This is a genomic window from Sphingomonas vulcanisoli (assembly GCF_011761305.1).
Taxonomy (GTDB): Bacteria; Pseudomonadota; Alphaproteobacteria; order Sphingomonadales; family Sphingomonadaceae; genus Sphingomonas_I; species Sphingomonas_I vulcanisoli.
The window spans coordinates 1-17,354 of sequence record NZ_JAAOZC010000014.1; the positions used below are offsets into that span (position 1 = coordinate 1).

General features: G+C 62.2%; 14 protein-coding genes. 8 read left to right on the forward strand and 6 right to left on the reverse strand.

The features are described from left to right. Nucleotides 1-204 precede the first annotated feature (204 nt). On the forward strand, nt 205-873 hold the full coding sequence (locus tag FHS31_RS16020) for a glutathione S-transferase family protein (RefSeq protein WP_167075408.1): 669 nt from the start codon (nt 205-207) through the stop codon (nt 871-873). Between the two features lie 48 nt (nt 874-921). On the opposite strand, the gene FHS31_RS16025 is transcribed toward FHS31_RS16020, so the two are convergent. Beyond that, the gene (locus FHS31_RS16025) at nt 922-1,743 is read right to left on the reverse strand and encodes an alpha/beta fold hydrolase (protein WP_208408780.1); all 822 of its coding nucleotides are present in this window, start codon (nt 1,741-1,743) and stop codon (nt 922-924) included. A gap of 188 nt (nt 1,744-1,931) precedes the next feature. On the opposite strand from FHS31_RS16025, the gene FHS31_RS16030 reads away from it, so the two are divergent. Continuing rightward, nucleotides 1,932-3,215, forward strand: coding sequence for an MFS transporter (locus tag FHS31_RS16030; RefSeq protein ID WP_167075410.1), 1,284 nt, complete (start codon nt 1,932-1,934; stop codon nt 3,213-3,215). A 3-nt stretch (nt 3,216-3,218) separates the two neighbouring features. On the opposite strand, the gene FHS31_RS16035 is transcribed toward FHS31_RS16030, so the two are convergent. Further along, complete coding sequence (locus FHS31_RS16035; protein WP_167075412.1) at nt 3,219-4,223, reverse strand: amidohydrolase family protein; 1,005 nt, start codon at nt 4,221-4,223, stop codon at nt 3,219-3,221. Between the two features lie 246 nt (nt 4,224-4,469). On the opposite strand from FHS31_RS16035, the gene FHS31_RS16040 reads away from it, so the two are divergent. Further along, entirely contained in the window at nt 4,470-5,489 is a 1,020-nt protein-coding gene (locus FHS31_RS16040) for a fumarylacetoacetate hydrolase family protein (protein ID WP_167075414.1), read from the forward strand. Next, complete coding sequence (locus FHS31_RS16045) at nt 5,486-6,007, forward strand: VOC family protein (RefSeq protein WP_167075416.1); 522 nt, start codon at nt 5,486-5,488, stop codon at nt 6,005-6,007. Before FHS31_RS16040 ends, FHS31_RS16045 begins: the two co-directional genes overlap by 4 nt. A gap of 109 nt (nt 6,008-6,116) precedes the next feature. Here FHS31_RS16045 and FHS31_RS16050 read toward each other — a convergent pair whose 3' ends face one another. Then, nucleotides 6,117-7,016 (reverse strand): CmcJ/NvfI family oxidoreductase, encoded by a 900-nt coding sequence (locus FHS31_RS16050; protein ID WP_167075418.1) that lies wholly within the window; start codon nt 7,014-7,016, stop codon nt 6,117-6,119. Between the two features lie 312 nt (nt 7,017-7,328). On the opposite strand from FHS31_RS16050, the gene FHS31_RS16055 reads away from it, so the two are divergent. Together FHS31_RS16055 and FHS31_RS16060 are read left to right on the forward strand one after the other, a co-directional pair. Then, on the forward strand, nt 7,329-9,833 hold the full coding sequence (locus FHS31_RS16055; RefSeq protein ID WP_167075420.1) for a TonB-dependent receptor: 2,505 nt from the start codon (nt 7,329-7,331) through the stop codon (nt 9,831-9,833). A 123-nt stretch (nt 9,834-9,956) separates the two neighbouring features. Further along, nucleotides 9,957-10,322 (forward strand): DoxX family protein, encoded by a 366-nt coding sequence (locus tag FHS31_RS16060; protein ID WP_167075422.1) that lies wholly within the window; start codon nt 9,957-9,959, stop codon nt 10,320-10,322. A 4-nt stretch (nt 10,323-10,326) separates the two neighbouring features. On the opposite strand, the gene FHS31_RS16065 is transcribed toward FHS31_RS16060, so the two are convergent. Continuing rightward, nucleotides 10,327-10,935, reverse strand: a complete 609-nt coding sequence (locus tag FHS31_RS16065) for a nuclear transport factor 2 family protein (protein WP_167075424.1) — start codon at nt 10,933-10,935, stop codon at nt 10,327-10,329. Nucleotides 10,936-11,140: 205 nt separating this feature from the next. Between FHS31_RS16065 and mhpA the strand changes: the two genes are divergently transcribed. Then, entirely contained in the window at nt 11,141-12,772 is a 1,632-nt protein-coding gene (gene mhpA, locus FHS31_RS16070; protein WP_167075426.1) for a bifunctional 3-(3-hydroxy-phenyl)propionate/3-hydroxycinnamic acid hydroxylase MhpA, read from the forward strand. Then, nucleotides 12,769-13,377 (forward strand): glutathione S-transferase family protein, encoded by a 609-nt coding sequence (locus tag FHS31_RS16075; RefSeq protein WP_167075428.1) that lies wholly within the window; start codon nt 12,769-12,771, stop codon nt 13,375-13,377. Before mhpA ends, FHS31_RS16075 begins: the two co-directional genes overlap by 4 nt. Before the next feature lie 18 nt (nt 13,378-13,395). Here the strand turns inward: FHS31_RS16075 and FHS31_RS16080 are convergent, their stop codons facing one another. Beyond that, a complete protein-coding gene (locus FHS31_RS16080) occupies nt 13,396-14,751 on the reverse strand; it encodes an LLM class flavin-dependent oxidoreductase (protein WP_208408781.1) in 1,356 nt (451 codons plus the stop codon). Between the two features lie 51 nt (nt 14,752-14,802). Beyond that, nucleotides 14,803-17,127, reverse strand: coding sequence for a TonB-dependent receptor (locus FHS31_RS16085; RefSeq protein ID WP_167075430.1), 2,325 nt, complete (start codon nt 17,125-17,127; stop codon nt 14,803-14,805). Between the last annotated feature and the right edge of the window lie 227 nt (nt 17,128-17,354).

The following is a 17,354-nucleotide window of genomic DNA, read 5'->3' on the forward strand; positions in this document are numbered from 1 at the left end:
GCCGGTTCAAGTCCGACTTCCTCATCAACCTCGGATACGGCGATGAGAGCAAACTCACCCCACGCGCTCCCCGCCTCGCCTTCGAACAGGCATGCCAAATAGTGTGAGGCGCAAGGGCATCGATTGAGAACGGACCACCGGCTTCAGGCACGAAGCTGACACCAAAATGAGGCGCGTGAAACCGGGCGCCCGAAGGAGATCATCATGGCGGATACCACGCTCTATTTCTTTCCGCTGAGCTGCGCGCGGGTCGCGATGACCGCGCTGGAGCAGGTCGGGATCGATTATGACGTCAGCGTCATCAATCTGATGGCGCACGGCCAGAAGGCTCCCGAATATCTGGCGATCAACCCGGTCGGCAAGGTGCCCGCGCTCAAGGTCGGCGACGAGGTGCTGACCGAAAACGTCGCGATCATCCTGTATCTCGACGAACTCTATCCCGAGGCGAAGCTGCTGCCGCCGGCAACGGGTCCGATCGACCGCGCCCGCGCCCGCGCCGACCTGATGTGGGTGGCGACCGTGCTTCACCCCCTGGTCCGCCAGCTGCGCGCGCCCAAGCATTATACGACCGGCGATACCGCCCCGGTCAGCGACAATGCCCTAGAGGAATTCGGGCATCACTTCGCCGAGCTCGACGCCAAGTTCGCGACCCGCGATTGGTGGTATGGCGCGCAGTGGGCGGCGATCGACGGCTATCTGGCCTGGATCCTGTCGGGCTTCACCAGCGTCGGCAATAAGCTCGATGCCTTTCCCGCGCTGGCCGGTTATGTCCAGCGCCTCCACGCCCATCCCGCTTACGCGCGGATGTTCGCCAAGGAAGGCGAGCTGATGGAACAGCAGGGCCTCACCCTTCCGCCGCACGTCGTGCGCTAGATACTGTGCTTACCCTCCTCCTTGCGGAGGAGGGAGGCACCGCAGGCCTTAATTCGCGCGCAGCCACTCGGCGGTGACGCGGCCGAACGTCTCGGGCTGTTCCATCATCGCCCAATGGCCGCAGTGCGGTACGAAATGGGCGTGGGCTTCTTCCATCAGCTCCATAGTCCGGATCGCGTCGCTCAACGGGATGACCTTGTCGTCCCGACCGTGGAAAATCAGGGTCGGGGTCTTGATCGACGAGATCTCCTCGTCCTCATAATAGATGCCGCCGGAATCGATGACCACCTGCACGGTGCGCAGGAAGGACTTGCGCTTCTCGGGATTGTCGACGAGCAATTCGTAGCGATAGCGGACGAGCTCTTCGTCGATGACGAATTCTGGCCGTGTCAGAACCCGCATGACGTTGCGCATCGCCTCAAGGCTGAAGTCGTAATTCGCGGAAGCGGCGATCGCGGGCGGCACCTTGCGATTGATCCCGGCGCTGCCCATCAGCACCAGCTTGCTCACGAGATCAGGGCGCTGCATGGCCACGCCCAGCGCGGCGACGCTGCCCATCGAATTGCCGACGAGGTAGGCGGGGCCTTCGCCGAGCGCCTCGATCAGCGCGATCGCCTGCGCGGTGCGCGCGTCCTTGTCATAGGGAAAGGTTTCCACGTCCGGCGAATCGCTCTTGCCGAAGCCGACCATGTCGTAAGCGACCGTGTGGAAATACGGCGTGTAATACGGAAAGCATTGCTGCCAGTTGCCCAGTCCATCCGCGCCGGCACCGCCGCCATGGATCAGGATCAGGAGCGGGCCGGATCCCGCTTCGACATAATGGGTCTTGTAGCCAGCGGTCTCCACATAGTTACTCGGCAGCTTCAGCATCCGGACATCCTTAATTGCGATCTCTAGTTTGCGTGTGCGATCCTGTCGCACCCGCACGCGGATCGGAGCGACATGGCGCACGGTGATATCGTCGTCAACTATTGCATTTGCAGCGGCTTTGTCGGAAGGCGAGGGGATAAGCATGAGCCCGCGCCGACATGAGCGTGGGCCTCCAGACAGGAAGAGCGATGACGCCGAACCGCCCTTACAACGCCGCTGACAGTGCTGCCGGACCGCGCAATGGGGCCGTCCGGTCGCTGATCGCCGGATGCATCGGCATGGCGATGGGCGCAAGCCCGGTGCTGCTGCTGTCGTTCGGCGTCTATCAGCGCGCGATCATCCGCGACACCGGTTGGGATCCGGGCACCGTCGGCAGCGCGATTGCCGGACCGATGATTTTGGCGGGGCTATTGTCCCCACTGGTCGGGATGCTGGTCAACCGCTACGGTCCGAGGCGCTTCGTTACCATCAGCTTTCCGCTGGGCGGCTTGGCGATCATGCTATTGGCGACGCCGAAGAGCGCGGGCATGTTCGTCGCGACGATGGGCCTCGTCGGCGTGCTGGGTGTCGGCCAGACGATGACTCCTTATGTCTATGCGGTGTCGGGATGGTTCGACCGGCGGCGCGGGCTGGCGCTGGGCACCATCCTCGCCTGTACCGGCGTCGGGCTGGCGATCATGCCGCCGCTGGCGGCGCAGATCATCGCGCATTATGGCTGGCGCACGTCGTACCTGGCGTTCGGCGCGGCAATGGTCGTGGTCGGTTTTGCGGTTGGGCGATTCCTCATCGTCGATCCTCCTGTTGCCGCGGTCGCCGATCGGTCTTCCGTGCCGGGCGTGCCATGGCGCGCCGCGCTGGCCAGTCCTGTGCTCTGGTATCTGACCGTCTCGATCATGCTGGTCGGCGGCGCGGTCGGCGCCGGCGCGGTCAACCTCAGCCTGATCTTGGTCGAGCGCGGCGTCACGCCGGAGCGGGCAAGCTTCGTGATGAGCCTGGTGGGTATCTCGATGATCCTCGCCAGGTTGATGTTCGGCTATCTGTTTGACAGGATGCGGCCGAAGCTGCTGACGACGGTGATCTGCGTGATGACCGGCCTGGCCTTCGTCATCCTTTCGACCACCACCGGATCGGTCGGGGTGCTGGTCGGCGCGGTGTTGATCGGCATTGGCTTCGGCGCGGAGGGCGATGCCATGTCCTACATGATCTCACGCGCGTTCGGGATGAGGGACTTCGGCACGATCTTCGGCATCATGTTCCTCGCCTTCACCTTTGGAGGCGGCTTCGGGCCGATCACCTTTGCGCTGCTCCACGCCCGCACCGGCAGCTTCGAGTTGCCGCTGATCATCGCCGCCGGAGCTTGTGCCGTGGCGATCGTGCTGGTCCTGATGATCCGCGATTCGGACCTGCCTTTCGGGCGCCACGAGGCTGTCGAGCCGATCGAGCGCGAGCCGCTGCCGCTCGCAGCGGAATAAAAGTCAGGCGAGCCCGAGGAAGCGGCGCGGGTTGGCGTTGGTGATCAGCGCGACGACCTCTTCGGACAAGCCAGCCGCGGCGAAATCAGCGTGCGGGTGGACGAGCCGGGCGGGATAGAAGGGATAGTCGCTGCCGACCAGGACCTGCGTCTCGCCATAGGTTTCGACGACAAGCTTCAGCAGCGCCGGGTTGAGCACGACATGATCGTAGAAGAAGCGCCGCGCGGTGACGATCGGCGCTTCGGTTAGCGCGACTTCGAGGCCAGGGATATTGCTTCCCCACACCTCTTGCACTCGCGGCAACGCCATCAGCAGCGCGCCGCCGCCATGGCTGAAGGCGATCCGCAAATCGGGATGCTTCGCGCCCGTGCCGCCAGTGATCATCGAAGCCGCGGCAAAGCCGATATCGGCGGGGAAGGCCACCGCTTGCGGCGGCAATGGGCCGACCAGCCGCTCGGTCCCGGCGGGCCGTAGCGCATGAACGAATATCGAGGCACCGAGCCGCTCGGCTTCGGCGAAGAACGGCTCGAAACGTGGATCGCCGATCGATACCCCATTGACGTGGCTGGCGATCTGCACGCCTGTAAAACGCAGCTTCTCGACCACGTACCGCAGCTCGTCGATCGCCGTATCCACGTCCTGGAGCGGCACGCCGCCCATGCCAAAGAATCGGCTGCGATCTTCATCGATCAGCAACGCGAGCTGATCGTTGATATAACGAATCAATACCTTGGCATCGTCGAGCGGTAGCCAGTAGCTCATCAGCTCCGGCATCGCCGAGATTGCCTGATGCGTGACGCCCATCGAAGGCATTTCCTCGATTCGCCGCGCCGCGCTCCAACAGCCGTCGGCGAGCGTCCGATAAGTCTTGCCGCTGATCAGGATCGTTTTGTGGCAGGGTTTGGCGTCGACCATCGACGGCCATGGCACGTCCTGACCGAGACCGAGATAAGGTGGAAACTCCGCCGGAACGAAGTGCGTGTGGACGTCAAAACAGTCGTGAGCCATCCGTTCCCCTCTCCCCATTGCGCGCGGGCCTTTGTATGCTCACCGCCGTGCAGGCGCTTGACAAGGAATTGTGGCGGCGTCAATAATTGTATCTAACACAGATATCTCGTTGTAGGGATGCGTGACCCCGGTCGGACGGCAATCGATGACCAATCATCGATCGGCTCTCCCCTGGCGGTGAATTGGAGCAGGCCGCGCGGACCGCGCCATTTTTTGCGATCTGATCGGCAAAGTGAGAGGCATTTCATGAGTTTTTCCATCGCCACGCTGCAATCAGGCGGGGGCTCGGCCGCGCTTGTCATCGATGGGCGGGTCTGGCCCGTTGCCGCGGCCAGCGCCGCCGCCGGCGTCACCGTCATGCCGGGCACGTTGTTCGATTACCTGCAGGATTGGGACACGGCCTTCGATCAGCTAGAAGCGCTGGCGGCGAAGATCGCCGGCGGCGCGGTTCCCGCATCCGTATCATCGCCGATCGGCGAGGCGGTACTCGCCGCTCCGGTAACGCCGCGCAAGGTGTTCGGGGTCGGCGCCAACTATTACAGTCACATCGACGAGATGTTCGAAATTTATTCCAAGCAGGGCGTTGCGGTAAACAGGCCGCCCCCGCCGGACACGAGCGTGCCGCCCTTCTTCTTTCTGAAGCCCGGTTCGACCGCCGTGGTCGGGCCCGGCGAGACGGTTCACATGCCCCCCAAGTGCGACAATCTCGATTGGGAAGGCGAGCTGGCGGTGGTGTTTGGCAAGCGCGGGCGCAACGTGCCGCAGGATCAGGCGATGGACGTCGTCGCAGGCTACACGCTTGCGGTCGATTTCACCGCGCGCAATCAGATGGAAATCCCGCAGCATGTGTTCCGCTGGGACTTCGTGCTGGGTAAGTGCCAGGATACGATGACCCCGACAGGGCCGGTGTTCGTTCCCAAGCAGTTCGCTGATGGCAATGATTTTCCCTTCACCTTGTCGGTCAACGGCGAGCTGAAGCAATCGACCTCGTCCAGCGAGATGATCTTCTCGCTGGTCAAGATGATCAGCGGCGTGAGCGAGGGCGTTACCATAGAGCCCGGCGATCTGATGCTCACCGGCTCGCCCGCAGGGGCCGGCAAGGCGACTGGGCAGCGGTTGGCCGTTGGCGACGTCGTCATCGTCGATTCGCCGGTGACCGGGCCGCTCAAGGTCACCATTCAACCGCCGTTGGCACCCTCCATTACGCCGCCGCCCCGCGATCGTGCGGCGGCCTCGTCTCGGGAACCTGAAAGGACAGAAGTATGAGCGATACTCTTACGGCAGATACCGCCGAAAAAACGCGCACCTCGACGCTCGACCTCAAGTTCATCTCCCACGGCACGCTTGAGTCGAAGAACCACGAAGAGACCCGCAAATTCTACGAGGAGTTCATGGGCTTCGAGGTCGTCCGCGCATCGAACATGTCGATGTTCGCGCGGCTCGGCGGCAAGCACATCTATGTCGTCGTGCCGAAGGAAGAGGGCGGCGCGCCGATGTCGGTGCGTAACCATAACGGTGTCGACGTTCATAGCGAGGCCGAGGTCGACAAGGCCTATGAACTGGTCAAGCGCGATGCTGAAAAGTGGGGCCTACACCAGATCAGCAAACCGATGATCCAGCACGGCACCTACAGCTTCTATTTCTGGGACCGCGATGACAACAGCTGGGAAATCCTGAGCAACCCGCCGGGCGGCTATGACTGGATGTTCGAGCTGGGCGATCAGGAAGGCAAGGGCAGCATGGACCGCAAGTTCGAGCGTCCGCTGGCAGCACGCGGCCGATAATCAGCCGCATCCGAAGGGCTGCATGAAAAGGCCGCGGATCCCAGGGGATCCGCGGCCTTCTTGTTACACCGGCACGTTGGGTGCGCCGCGCTGCCGCGGCGCGATCCCCTTAGTCGTAGAAAGCGAGGATGCGCGCTTCGATGCTCTTGCGCGGCACGCCGGTCTGGCCGAGCGGATTCTGGAAGGCGCTGTGCATCGCATTCATGGCGTCCGGCACATCGCTGTCATAGCCCTTGAACAGCACCAGATCGTCGGGCTCCATGTCTGGCATGTAATACCAGCGATGGTCGGGGCTGTAATGGCACATGCGCGAATCCCAGCGGTTGCCGGGGATGCTCGGATCGCCGGTCATGCTATCGACGATCACCTTATCGTCCGAAGAGACGGTATCGCCGTCACAGATCGCCAGCGTATTATCCTGCGGACCCGGCGAGATGCAGCGCCACGCCTGGAATAATTGCACACGGCTGTATGGCTTCAGGTCGCGCGGTTTTGCGGCGAGCGTCTTGTCGATCCAGCCCTGCATCGCCTGCGGTGCGAAATCGAGGTGGACGAATTCCGCGGGAGGCGCCCATGCTGCCTTTTCGGCCGACGCCCGCGTCGAGGTCCGCATCACCAATCCACCGAGCCGCGGGAACACATCGCGCGCGCCGGTCATGTTCTGGATGTAGTCGCAGATTTCCTGCGCATATTGCACATCGAGGCTGTCGTCGGTGACGAAGTGACGCGCCTTGCGATTGCCCTCGAACAGCTCGGGGTTTTCGGCAAACTTGCTGGGGAGCTTCACGAATGCGAAGCCCTGCGTATCCATCGTGAACTTGTCGAGGTGCGGGCGAACGTCATGGATGGTGACGTCGCGCGTATCCCACACGATGTTGCTGCCGGCGGGATTGCGGATGTCATACACCGCCCGGTCATGCATCTCACCGACGTAATTCAGCTTCGCCACAACGTCCTTGGACGATTTGCGATCATCAGATTTTGGCATTTCAGGGCTCAGCGTGGCCATGTCGCATCCTCGGCAGTTTATAGACCTTGACCCTATCGGTCGAACGGAAATCGGTCAAGCACAACCGTTGCATTCGCATCAAAATGCCCCGGACCGGCTCAGCTTCAATTGCAAATTCAAATGGTCAGTTGAGATGTCTTCTATATCAACCATATCACTAGCAATCGTTGACAGAGTTAATGATGCCTGTGATACAATTGAATCCACAAATGCGGGGCGATCGATCCTGCTGGTGAACAACGGGAGAGGGAAATGGGGGCTTTACGGGCTTTTTTTGCAACGACGGCATTAACAGCCGTCTTGCCGATCGGTATGGCATCGCCGGCATTGGCGCAGCAAGCTACGGACCAAGCGGCAGCGTCCCAGTCCGCTATTCAGGACATTGTCGTAACGGCGCAGCGGCGCTCGGAGAGCGTTCAGAAGACCTCGATTTCGTTGTCCGTCCTGTCGCCGGAAGCGATCGCCAAGGCCAATATATCGCAGGCGCAGAATCTGGCGCAAGCGGTTGTCGGCTTGCAGATCGGTCAGGGCGGCCCGGCAACGCAGATCTACATTCGCGGCGTCGGCGATTTCGGCTCGACCGCATCGACCAACCCGGCGGTCGCGTTCAACGTCGACGGCGTGTACGTCCCGCGTCCCGCCGCGATCGAGGGTAATTTCTACGATCTTGAGCGCGTCGAAGTGCTCAAGGGACCGCAGGGAACGCTCTACGGTCGCAACGCCACGGGCGGCGCGATCAACGTCATCACCGCGAAGCCCAAGCTCGGCGTTACCGCGATGCGCGGATCGATCGAGATCGGCAATTATCGCAAGATCGGCGCCGATGCCGCGGTCAACTTCCCGCTGGGCGAGACGGTTGCCGTCCGCTTCGCGGCGCAGGTCGTGAATCGCGGGCCGTATGTGACCTACGGCTTCGACGACGAAGTCCGCCAGTCGGGCCGTGGACAGCTGCTGTGGAAACCGAACAGCGCGCTGAGCATTCGCCTGTCTGGCGACTATACGCATGTCGGCGGGGGTGGCGCTGCTTATGTCGTGGTGCCGTCGGCACCAGGCGCGGCGATCGCATCGCCCAAGGTCAGCCCTTGGACCTCCGCGACCGACCCGGTCTATGCCAATTACGTCAACGCGCTTTCGGTAGCGTCGAATCGGTGCGGCCCGCGTGCGCCCGGATCGCCGTTCGCGGCCTTTCCGTTCAGCGGCGCGTGCCCGAATGTCGGCCCTTTCACTCAGGCGCAGCTGACCTTCGGCAGCTTCGGCCAGCGCGGAGCCCAGAACAATGTGTTCTGGAACGTCTCGGCGCAGCTCGATTATGATTTCGGCTTCGCGACTCTGACTCTCCTTCCCGCCTATCGGAAGGCCAGTCTCGATTACCTCGCTTTCCCGGGCGTCGACACCCGCTTCGACAGCTCCGCCGCCGGTGTTCCCGAGACGTCCAAGGCCAAATCCTTCGAAGCCCGGCTGGCGCACGACTCGAGCGTCCTGAAATGGGTCATCGGCGGCTATTACTTCAGGGAAAAGCAATTCGCTTATTCGCAGGTCACCTCGGGTTACCTTCAGAACGTGATTATCAATCAGGTGATCGGCAGCAAGGCCTTTGCCGGGTTCGGCCAGGCGACCTACAGCGTTACCGATCGCTTCCGCGTGATCGGCGGTGCGCGCTACACTTCGGACAACCGCACCGGGGAGCCGCAATCGGTCAACATCGATCCGTCGCTCGGCTTCGCCGCCGCTATCGGCGGATCGCTAGCCGCCACGGGCACCAGCTGCGCCGCGCCGGTGTATCCGTCGGCGCTTGGCAACACCTTTGTCGGTTGCGCCAATCCCAGGCTGTATGGCGATAAGACGTTCCGCAAGGTCAATTGGAAGGCGGGCGTGGAATATGACCTGACGCCGCGCAACATGGTCTATGCCACGGCCAGCACCGGCTTCAAGGCAGGCGGGATCTATGCCGGCAAGGCGATCGACGGCAGCGCGGCAAGCTATAATCCCGAAAACTTGACCGCCTATGAAATCGGCTCGCGCAACCGCTTCTTCAACAACAAGCTGCAGCTGAATTTCGAAGGCTTCTATTACGACTATAAGGATCACCAGGAGCCGGTAATCGTGCTCGATGCAGCCGGGCTCACCACCCAGGCGATCCAGAACGCTGGGTCCGGGCGGCTCTATGGGGCCAGCGCGGATGTCGTCTACAAACCGACGCGGCACGACACGCTGCATTTCGGCGTCGAATATCTTAACAGCAAATATACTAGGTTCGCGCTGTCTTCACCTTTGATCGTCGGCACTCCGACGTTCCTGCCGGATGGCGCGAGCGGCTGCCCGATTACCAGCGTCTTCAATGCCGCCGGTGCCGGGCTGACCTTGCCCCCGACCGGCGTCGGCGTCGGCACCGGCCCGGGCGGCGCGATCCTGCCCGGCTATGCGCGCGGTGCGGTGGTGGGTTCGCAAACGCAGAGCTGCGTCGGCAAGCCCTTCACGCGCTCGCCGCGGTGGTCAGGGTTGATCAGCTACACCCACGTCTTCGATCTGGGCGATAGCGGTCAGATAGAGGCGGAAGGCAATATGCAATTCCAATCGAGCCGTTATCTCGGCACCGAATATCTGCCGAGTTCGCTGGCACCCGCCTATCAGCAGTATAACGCCAGCCTGACGTATGACGCACCGGGCGGGCATCTTTCGGTAACCGCCTACATTCGCAACATCACCAACGAGGCCATCTATACGGCGACCGCGAGGAGTTTCTCGATCGTCGGCCTGAATGGTGCTTCGATCGCCCCGCCACGCACGTACGGCGGTCGCCTCAGCTTCAACTTCTAAGGGGGGGAGGGCGAGCGGACCTCGGGTCCGCTCGCTCATTTCGCACTGGATCGGTGTAGAGCGTGCATCCGGGATTTCGCGCGCCGTTATTCATGACGACGACACTCCCATTGAGAGAGCGCGATGACGGGTATCAAAGGCAAGGTCGGACTAGCATTGCGGGTTCTGGTGGGGGTGCTGTTCCTCGCCGCAGGCATCGCAAAGCTGGTGGGCGCACATCAGATGGTCATCGAGTTCGATCAACTCGGCTTCGGCCCATGGCTACGCTATTCCACGGGCATCGCCGAACTGGTCGGCGTCGGCCTGCTGGTCCAGCGGCGTACCGTGCCGCTTGGCACGGCAATCTTGATGGCGATTTGTATAGGGGCGCTCTACGCGCAAGCCGCCGTGCTGCATGGCGACATCGTGCATGTGATCGTGCTTGCCGCGATCGTCGGCTGGATCGGCTGGAGCTACCGGCAATCGGATCGGAATTCCCACGCCGCCTAAGGCGTTACAACCGCTCGACGGGCTTACCCGCCAGCCAGTCCGTTCCGTAGCGATACAGCTTTTCGACCTGGCACCCGGTAAGCTCCGGCATGTCGCGCTTCACGACATAGCCGATCTGCGTTTGAATATAGGCGAGGTGACGATAGCCTTCCGGGAATGCGGCCATCGCCTCCTGATCCAGCGCGAGCGTCGCCGAAGGATCGACCGGATCGACCCGATCCTTCTCGTAGATCGGCTGGCGCAGTACGAAACCCCATTTGCCGTCGCGCCGCTCAATGAAATCATAGAAGCGCCCTGTACAAACGACATCGCACAATACGCCCTGCACATCGCCACGCTGTGAGATGGTCATCTTGGTCTGGGCGACGGCACGGTCCCCGGCGAGTTCGATCGAACTGCCGCCGAGAAAATGCAGGATCCTTACGCCCTTCTTCCATCCTTCCTGCGTCACCCGGATGAAATCGCGCGCCGGCCCCTGAAACCAGGTCGCCATCATTACACCGTCATCATGCCAAACCGTTGCGAAGCGATCCCAGTCGCCGGCGTCGCGCCATATTGCCCAGTTCTCGACCAAATCCCGGATCGCCAAGCGATCGACCAGCTCCTGTTGCATCCAAATCTCCTTGCGGTGCGGGCCGTTCGAAACCGGTTAAAGCCTTCCACCGGCATACACTTCCACATAACGACATGCGATATACTAGCATATGGAACCGTTGACATTGCCATTAATGCCGGATCATAGCGATGGTGCATTGGGCGGGATCGAAGAGCTTTGCCGATGCATGGCATCGCCATAAATTGCCGATTTGGGAGAGGGCATGAACAGTCAGAGCAGCGGCCTCGCCGTGGCGGCCAGGGAAGGCCATTCTCGCACTTCGATATATTCCGATACCGATGTTCTGATCGTAGGCGCCGGGCCGGTCGGCCTCACGCTGGCGCTGCTGCTCGCCAAGCGGGGGCGCCGCGTTGCGGTCTATGAGCGGTGGGGATCGGCCTATCCGCTGCCGCGGGCAGCCGCGATGAGCCATGAGACGGTGCGGACCTTCCAGTCGGCCGGCGTGCTGGAGCAGCTTCGGCCGCTGCTCAATCTGAGCGTCGGGTCGCGGTCGGCGCCCTGTTATGCGCCGGATGGCGAAGTCCTGATGGTGATGTCGTTTCCGGGCATCGGCGAATCGGGTTATCCTCCAATGGCCGGCTTCCATCAGCCCGACGTCGATGAGGCGCTCGGCGACGCCTGCGATGCCGAGCCGCTGATCGAATTGCATCGCGGATGGGACGTGCGCGCGATCGAGCAGGACGAGGACGGCGCGATCGTCACCTTCGATCCGTTCGAAGCGGGCGCCAAGGCCAGCGGTGACAGCGTCAGCGCGCGCGCTAAATTCGTTGTCGGCTGTGACGGTGCCAACAGCAGCGTGCGCGATCTGATGGATACCGAGGTCACGGATACGGGCTTCCATTCGACCTGGATCTGCATCGATACCGTGCCTCTCGGCGGATTCTCGGTCCCCGAGCCCCTCTCCACCTATATGGACCCCACCCGACCGACCCTGCTGGCGCCGACCGGCTTCGGGCGCCAGCGCTTCGAGTTTATGACCATCGAGGGCGACGATCTCGAACAGATCGTCGAGCTCGATTCGATCATGACCTTGCTCAAGCCCTGGGGCGTGACGGCCGAGAATAGCGAGATCCACCGGCGGGCGATCTACACCTTCCGCGGCCGTTGGGCCGAGAATTGGCGCGATGGCCGCGTGCTGTTGGCCGGAGATGCAGCGCATCAGATTCCGCCGTTCCTGGGGCAAGGCCTGAATTCCGGCGCGCGCGACGCGATGGCGCTCGCCTGGCGGCTCGATTTCATCCTCGGCGGATCGGCTGGGCCGGACCTGCTGGACAGCTATACGTCCGAGCGATCCTATCACGTCAAACAGATCATCGACGCTTCGGTTTTCTTCGGGCGGATGATGTGTACGACCGATCCGGTCGCCGCCGAGGAGCGCAACAAGATGCTGCGAATGGTGCGCGAGAATCCGGAGATGGCGCCGCCGCAGCCGGAATGGCGGCTGGGGCCGGGCTGCCTGATGCCGGACGATCCCGCGGCGGGCTTCCTCGCCATCCAGGCACAGGTCGAGAAGGACGGCCGCACCGGCCTTCTCGACGATCTGATCGGCCCCGGGCATTTCGTGCTATTTGGCAATGGCATCAATCCGCTCGCGGGCCTGTCCGATGAGGCGCGCCGCATCTGGGCGCGGCTCGATGGGCTGGGCATCACGATCGGCGCCGATGGTTATCGCGATGTCGATGGCTCCTACACCGCCTGGTTCGAGAAGCTCGGTGCCAAAATCGTGCTCGCTCGTCCTGATTTCCAGGTGTTCGGCGCTTCGGCAAAGGCCGAGGATGCCGATGCGCTGGTCAAGACACTTTCGGAATGCCTTCAGCCGGAGCTCGTCGCATGATCAAGATTTACGGAACCCGGATGAGCCGCGCCGGCCGCTGCATGTGGCTGCTGGAGGAACTGGGGCTTCCTTATGAGCAGGTGCCGGTCGGCTCCCAGGACGGTAGCGACAAGACGCCGGAATTCCTGGCGGTCAACCCGGCGGGCAAGGTGCCCGCGCTCGATGACGACGGCTTCTTCCTGCGCGAAAGCCTGGCCATTCTCTTCTATCTCGTCGCCAAGCAGCCGACGCCGCTCTGGCCCGACGACCTTCATGTGCGCGCCCTGATCCATCAATGGGCCAGCTGGGCGATGACCGAGGTGGAAGCGCCCCTCACCGTCATCATGTATGAAACCCGGCGGGCGGCGGGCGGGTCGGTCGATCCCGAATTCCTCGAACCGCGCAAAACCACCGCCTACAAGGCGATCGCGCTGCTCGAAGCCCGATTGTCGGCCCATCCCTATGTCGCGAGCGATGCATTCACGCTCGGCGATCTGATCGCCAGCTCGGTGACGTCGCTTGCTCCGATGTTCCTCGATCTCTCGCCCTATCCGGCGGTCAAGGAATGGGTTGCCCGCTGCACCACCGCTCGCCCAGCCTGGGGACGTGCCGAGGCGCGCCAATAAAGACGCGCGTCGGCGGCGCTAGGCCTTCCGAGACCAGCCCACTTCGGGACGTTCGAGGCCGAGGTTCTCGCGCAAGGTCGTGCCCTCATATTCTTCCCGGAACAGACCGCGGCGGCGCAGTTCGGGCAACAGCAGCTCGGCGACGTCTTCGATCGATCCGGGGACGAAATTGGGCAGCAGGTTGAACCCGTCCGCCGCACCGCCACGGAACCACTTTTCCAAAGTGTCGGCGATCTGCACCGGCGTGCCTCTCAACGCCAGATGGAAGCGGCTGGCGGCGACTCTCAACGCCAACTGGCGCAGGGTGAGCCTTTCGGCTTGGGCGATCGCGTTAAACGTCGCACCCGAGCTGGCGCGCGCCGTGTTCGAGGCGAAGTCGGGCGCCGGCTCATCGAGCGGATATTGGCTGAGATCGATGCCGCCGAGGAAGACGCGCAGATATTGCAGCGCGACGTCGAGATCGATGAACTGGTTGAGCTGCTGCTCCTTCTCGTTCACTTCCGCCTCGGTCCGGCCGACGGTGATCGCAACACCGGGCATGATCTTGACCGCTTCCGGGGGCCGCCCGAACGCCAACGCCCGCGCTTTCAGATCGGCATAAAAGGCGCAAGCCGCCTCGAATGAGAAGGTGGCGGTGAAGATAACGTCGGCGACCCGCGCCGCCAAAGCCCGGCCCTCTTCCGATTGCCCGGCTTGGACGATGATCGGCCGGCCCTGCGGCGACGGCAGCACGCTCAGCGGCCCCTTCACCGAATAATATTTGCCGACATGATCGATGGCGTGCAGCTTGTCCGGATCGGCATATTGGCCGGTAACCTTGTCGCGCACGAAGGCATCGGGCTCGATGCTGTCGAACAGACCGAGCGCGATATCGACGAACTCCTCGCCCCGCGCGTACCGCTCGATCGAAGGCACGTGGGTGTTGAGGCTGAAGTTCTTGCCGTCCTCGGCATTGCCGCCGGTCACGACATTCCAGCCCGCCCGCCCGCCGCTCATCAGATCGAGCGAGGCGACGACACGCGCGAGGTTATAGGGTTCGTTATACGTCGTCGTGCCGGTTGCGATCAGGCCGAGCCGGGTGGTGACGGTGGCCAGCGCCGACAGCAGGGTGAAGGGCTCGAACCGCTCCGACTTGCTCGATCCCCTCAGCGATTCCTTATTATCGAAACCGATGATGCCGGGGCCATCGGCGAGAAACAGCGCATCGAACTTCGCATCTTCCAGCAAGCGGGCGAACCGGATCCACCGCTCCAGGCTGATGCCGGCGTCCACGGCCGCCTCGGGATGCCGCCAGCCCGCGACATGATAGTTGGAATCGCCGCTCATGAAGACGGCGAACTTCATCTTGTCGGTTCGCGATTCCAGCGAGGCCATGACCGATTCCTTCACGCCTGAGCGTACCTACGACGCAGCAATAACGAGGGGCTAGAACTTGACCGACACGCGCCCACCATAGCGCCCGGGATCGCCCAGGAAGCCGCGAAACACGGTCGCGCCGGTTGCGGTATTATTGACCCCGATTATCGCACCGAGCGGCTGCGCCACCTTCAGGATATAATAATGCCGATCGAAGATGTTGGTCCCGAACAGCTCGAACTTCCACCGGCCGTTCGGCGAGGTGACGGATAAGCGCAGGTCGGTCGTCTGATACGCCGGTACACGCGATTGCGGATTGTCGGTATTCACCGTCAGGAAGCTCGCAACGAAATTTTCGGAAGCGCGGAGGCCAAGCGCAAAGCCGCGAACCGTGCCGATCCGCCAATCCGCGCCGACATGGCCGTCCCATTTCGGCGAAAAGCCGAGCGGCTTACCGGATAGGTCCTGCACGAGCGGGCAACCCGGCAGGCCGGTGCAGCCTTCGAGACCCGGCGCGCCGACATCCTTGGTGTAGATCGAATCGAGATAGGTCACCGCATAATCGAACGTCAGACTCGGCACGACCCGGAAGCGCCCATCGATATCGACGCCGCGCGCGCGAACGTCGCCGGCATTGCGAACCAGAAACGAGATGCCGTCGTAGGACCGATCCTGAAAGTTATGCAGATTGGTGTTGAAGAAGGTCGCATTGAAGATCAGTCGCCCGTCGAGAATCTGCGCCTTCAGGCCTGCTTCAATGTCGCTGACCGTTTCGGATTTGAACGTCCGCGCAGCCGAGCCGAGTACGGTCGGCGTAGAGCCATTGTTGAAGCCGCCGGATTTATAGCCGGTCGAATAAGTCGCGAAAAACAGGATGCGCTCCGTCGGGTGCCACGAGAGTGAGGCCCGGAAGGACGGACGTGTTTCCTTGAAAGACAGATAATCAGGCCCCTCGGCGGTTATCAGCGGGGCGACAGCGATGGCATTTGGCGTGATTTGGGTATCGACGCCGGATTTCTTGTCAGAGGTCACCCGCACGCCGAGATCGAGTTCCAGATTCTTGAGCAGCGCATAATTCGCCTGAATGTATCCGGCGAAGCTGCGGCTGGTCTGCGTGAAAGGATAATAGCCCGCGAAATATTGCGGTCCCGCCAGGCACGGCGCCACCAGTTGAGGGGCACGCGCGCCGTAGATCAGCCCGCAGAATTGCGATCCCAGATTGTTGCCGGTGTTGATCGCGAAATCCTCATGGAAATAATAGATTCCGGACGTGAACCCGAGTTTGCCGCCCAGAAATGCGTCCTTCGACGAGATCAGCTGCAGTTCGTGGCTGTCCGCCTTGCTGCTTGTGATCGATCTCGTGCTGACGAGGGATAGGGAGGTTCCGACCGAATCATAGGTCTGCTGATCGTTGTGCCAATCCCGGTAGCTATCGATCAGGCGCAGCGTCAGGACCGGAGAGACGTGCCAATTGAAATCGCTGGTGATGCCGTATTGATAATCATCGAGATACGGTGATGTGGCGAAATTCTGATTGAAGGTGAACGAAGGCGTGGTGCTGTAAACCGGCGGGGTGCCGCCGTATCGGGCGGTGAAGGCCGTGAACGCCGCAAGCTGGGCCGGGCTGGCGGTGGCGGCATCGACTGTGAACGGATTGACGCCGTCGCCCGTCGTCCGCGATCCATCGACGCGCACGGTCCAGCTGATATCGTTCCGGATGTCCCATCGGGCGGAAAGGCGGCCGACAAAGTCGGAGCGGCGCCCGTAGGTCTTGCCGTCCAGATTGTTGTGATAAATGCCGTCGGTATGCGAGGTCTGCATGGCAAGCCGGCCTGCGAACTGATCGCTGACCGGCGTGTTTAGGATTGCCGTTCCCTTGTAGCTGCCATAGTTGCCGCCTTCCACGGCCCCTTCGAAGCTCTGGTTGCGGGAGGGACCGTTGGTGTTGATCGAGATCGCGCCCATCGCGGCATTTCGGCCGAACAACGTGCCTTGCGGGCCGCGCAGTACTTCGACGTTCTGGACATCGAGCAACGAGCTCAGGATCGCACCAGGGCGCGGAATGAAGGCGCCGTCAACATAGGAGGCGACATCGGAATCGGTGGGCGTGTTCGACGCCGATCCGAACCCGCGGATACGGACGGTGACGCTCGATCCCAGCGAGTGGTTGTATATACGCAAGGAGGGGATGGCCTTGCCAAGGTCCAACGTGCTGTTGATGCCTTGCGTGTGCAGTGCATCGCCCGTGACCGCCGCGATGGATAGCGGCACATTCTGGACATTTTCCGCGCGCTTCTGCGCGGTGACGACGATTTCGGTCAGGCCTTTATCGGCATCCGACGGTGGCGGCTGTGTATCCGCTGCGATCGATGGAGACGCAATAATAGCGCTCAAAGCGGTCGCAAAAAGCAGCCAATGTTCCGGCCTTCTTGCGCGCGCACGCCCTTGGGTGATCCCGCCTTCCATGTCTTCCCTCTCCTCGGCGAGCCTGTTCACCAGGCTTCGCAGGCTAAGGATGGAAGCGAACTAGGTTGTATCGACATTTAGGATTCCAAAAGGGTTTGATGTCTGATTCATGAGGTTCCGTGTTGAGACGCGGAGCGGACGATGGGGATCAAACG

Bases quoted from the DNA above. Each gene is read 5' to 3' on its own strand.
- FHS31_RS16020 (WP_167075408.1), top strand. From the start codon at position 205: ATGGCGGATACCACGCTCTATTTCTTTCCGCTGAGCTGCGCGCGGGTC.
- FHS31_RS16025 (WP_208408780.1), bottom strand. From the start codon at position 1,743: ATGCTGAAGCTGCCGAGTAACTATGTGGAGACCGCTGGCTACAAGACC.
- FHS31_RS16030 (WP_167075410.1), top strand. From the start codon at position 1,932: ATGACGCCGAACCGCCCTTACAACGCCGCTGACAGTGCTGCCGGACCG.
- FHS31_RS16035 (WP_167075412.1), bottom strand. From the start codon at position 4,223: ATGGCTCACGACTGTTTTGACGTCCACACGCACTTCGTTCCGGCGGAG.
- FHS31_RS16040 (WP_167075414.1), top strand. From the start codon at position 4,470: ATGAGTTTTTCCATCGCCACGCTGCAATCAGGCGGGGGCTCGGCCGCG.
- FHS31_RS16045 (WP_167075416.1), top strand. From the start codon at position 5,486: ATGAGCGATACTCTTACGGCAGATACCGCCGAAAAAACGCGCACCTCG.
- FHS31_RS16050 (WP_167075418.1), bottom strand. From the start codon at position 7,016: ATGGCCACGCTGAGCCCTGAAATGCCAAAATCTGATGATCGCAAATCG.
- FHS31_RS16055 (WP_167075420.1), top strand. From the start codon at position 7,329: ATGGCATCGCCGGCATTGGCGCAGCAAGCTACGGACCAAGCGGCAGCG.
- FHS31_RS16060 (WP_167075422.1), top strand. From the start codon at position 9,957: ATGACGGGTATCAAAGGCAAGGTCGGACTAGCATTGCGGGTTCTGGTG.
- FHS31_RS16065 (WP_167075424.1), bottom strand. From the start codon at position 10,935: ATGCAACAGGAGCTGGTCGATCGCTTGGCGATCCGGGATTTGGTCGAG.
- mhpA (WP_167075426.1), top strand. From the start codon at position 11,141: ATGAACAGTCAGAGCAGCGGCCTCGCCGTGGCGGCCAGGGAAGGCCAT.
- FHS31_RS16075 (WP_167075428.1), top strand. From the start codon at position 12,769: ATGATCAAGATTTACGGAACCCGGATGAGCCGCGCCGGCCGCTGCATG.
- FHS31_RS16080 (WP_208408781.1), bottom strand. From the start codon at position 14,751: ATGGCCTCGCTGGAATCGCGAACCGACAAGATGAAGTTCGCCGTCTTC.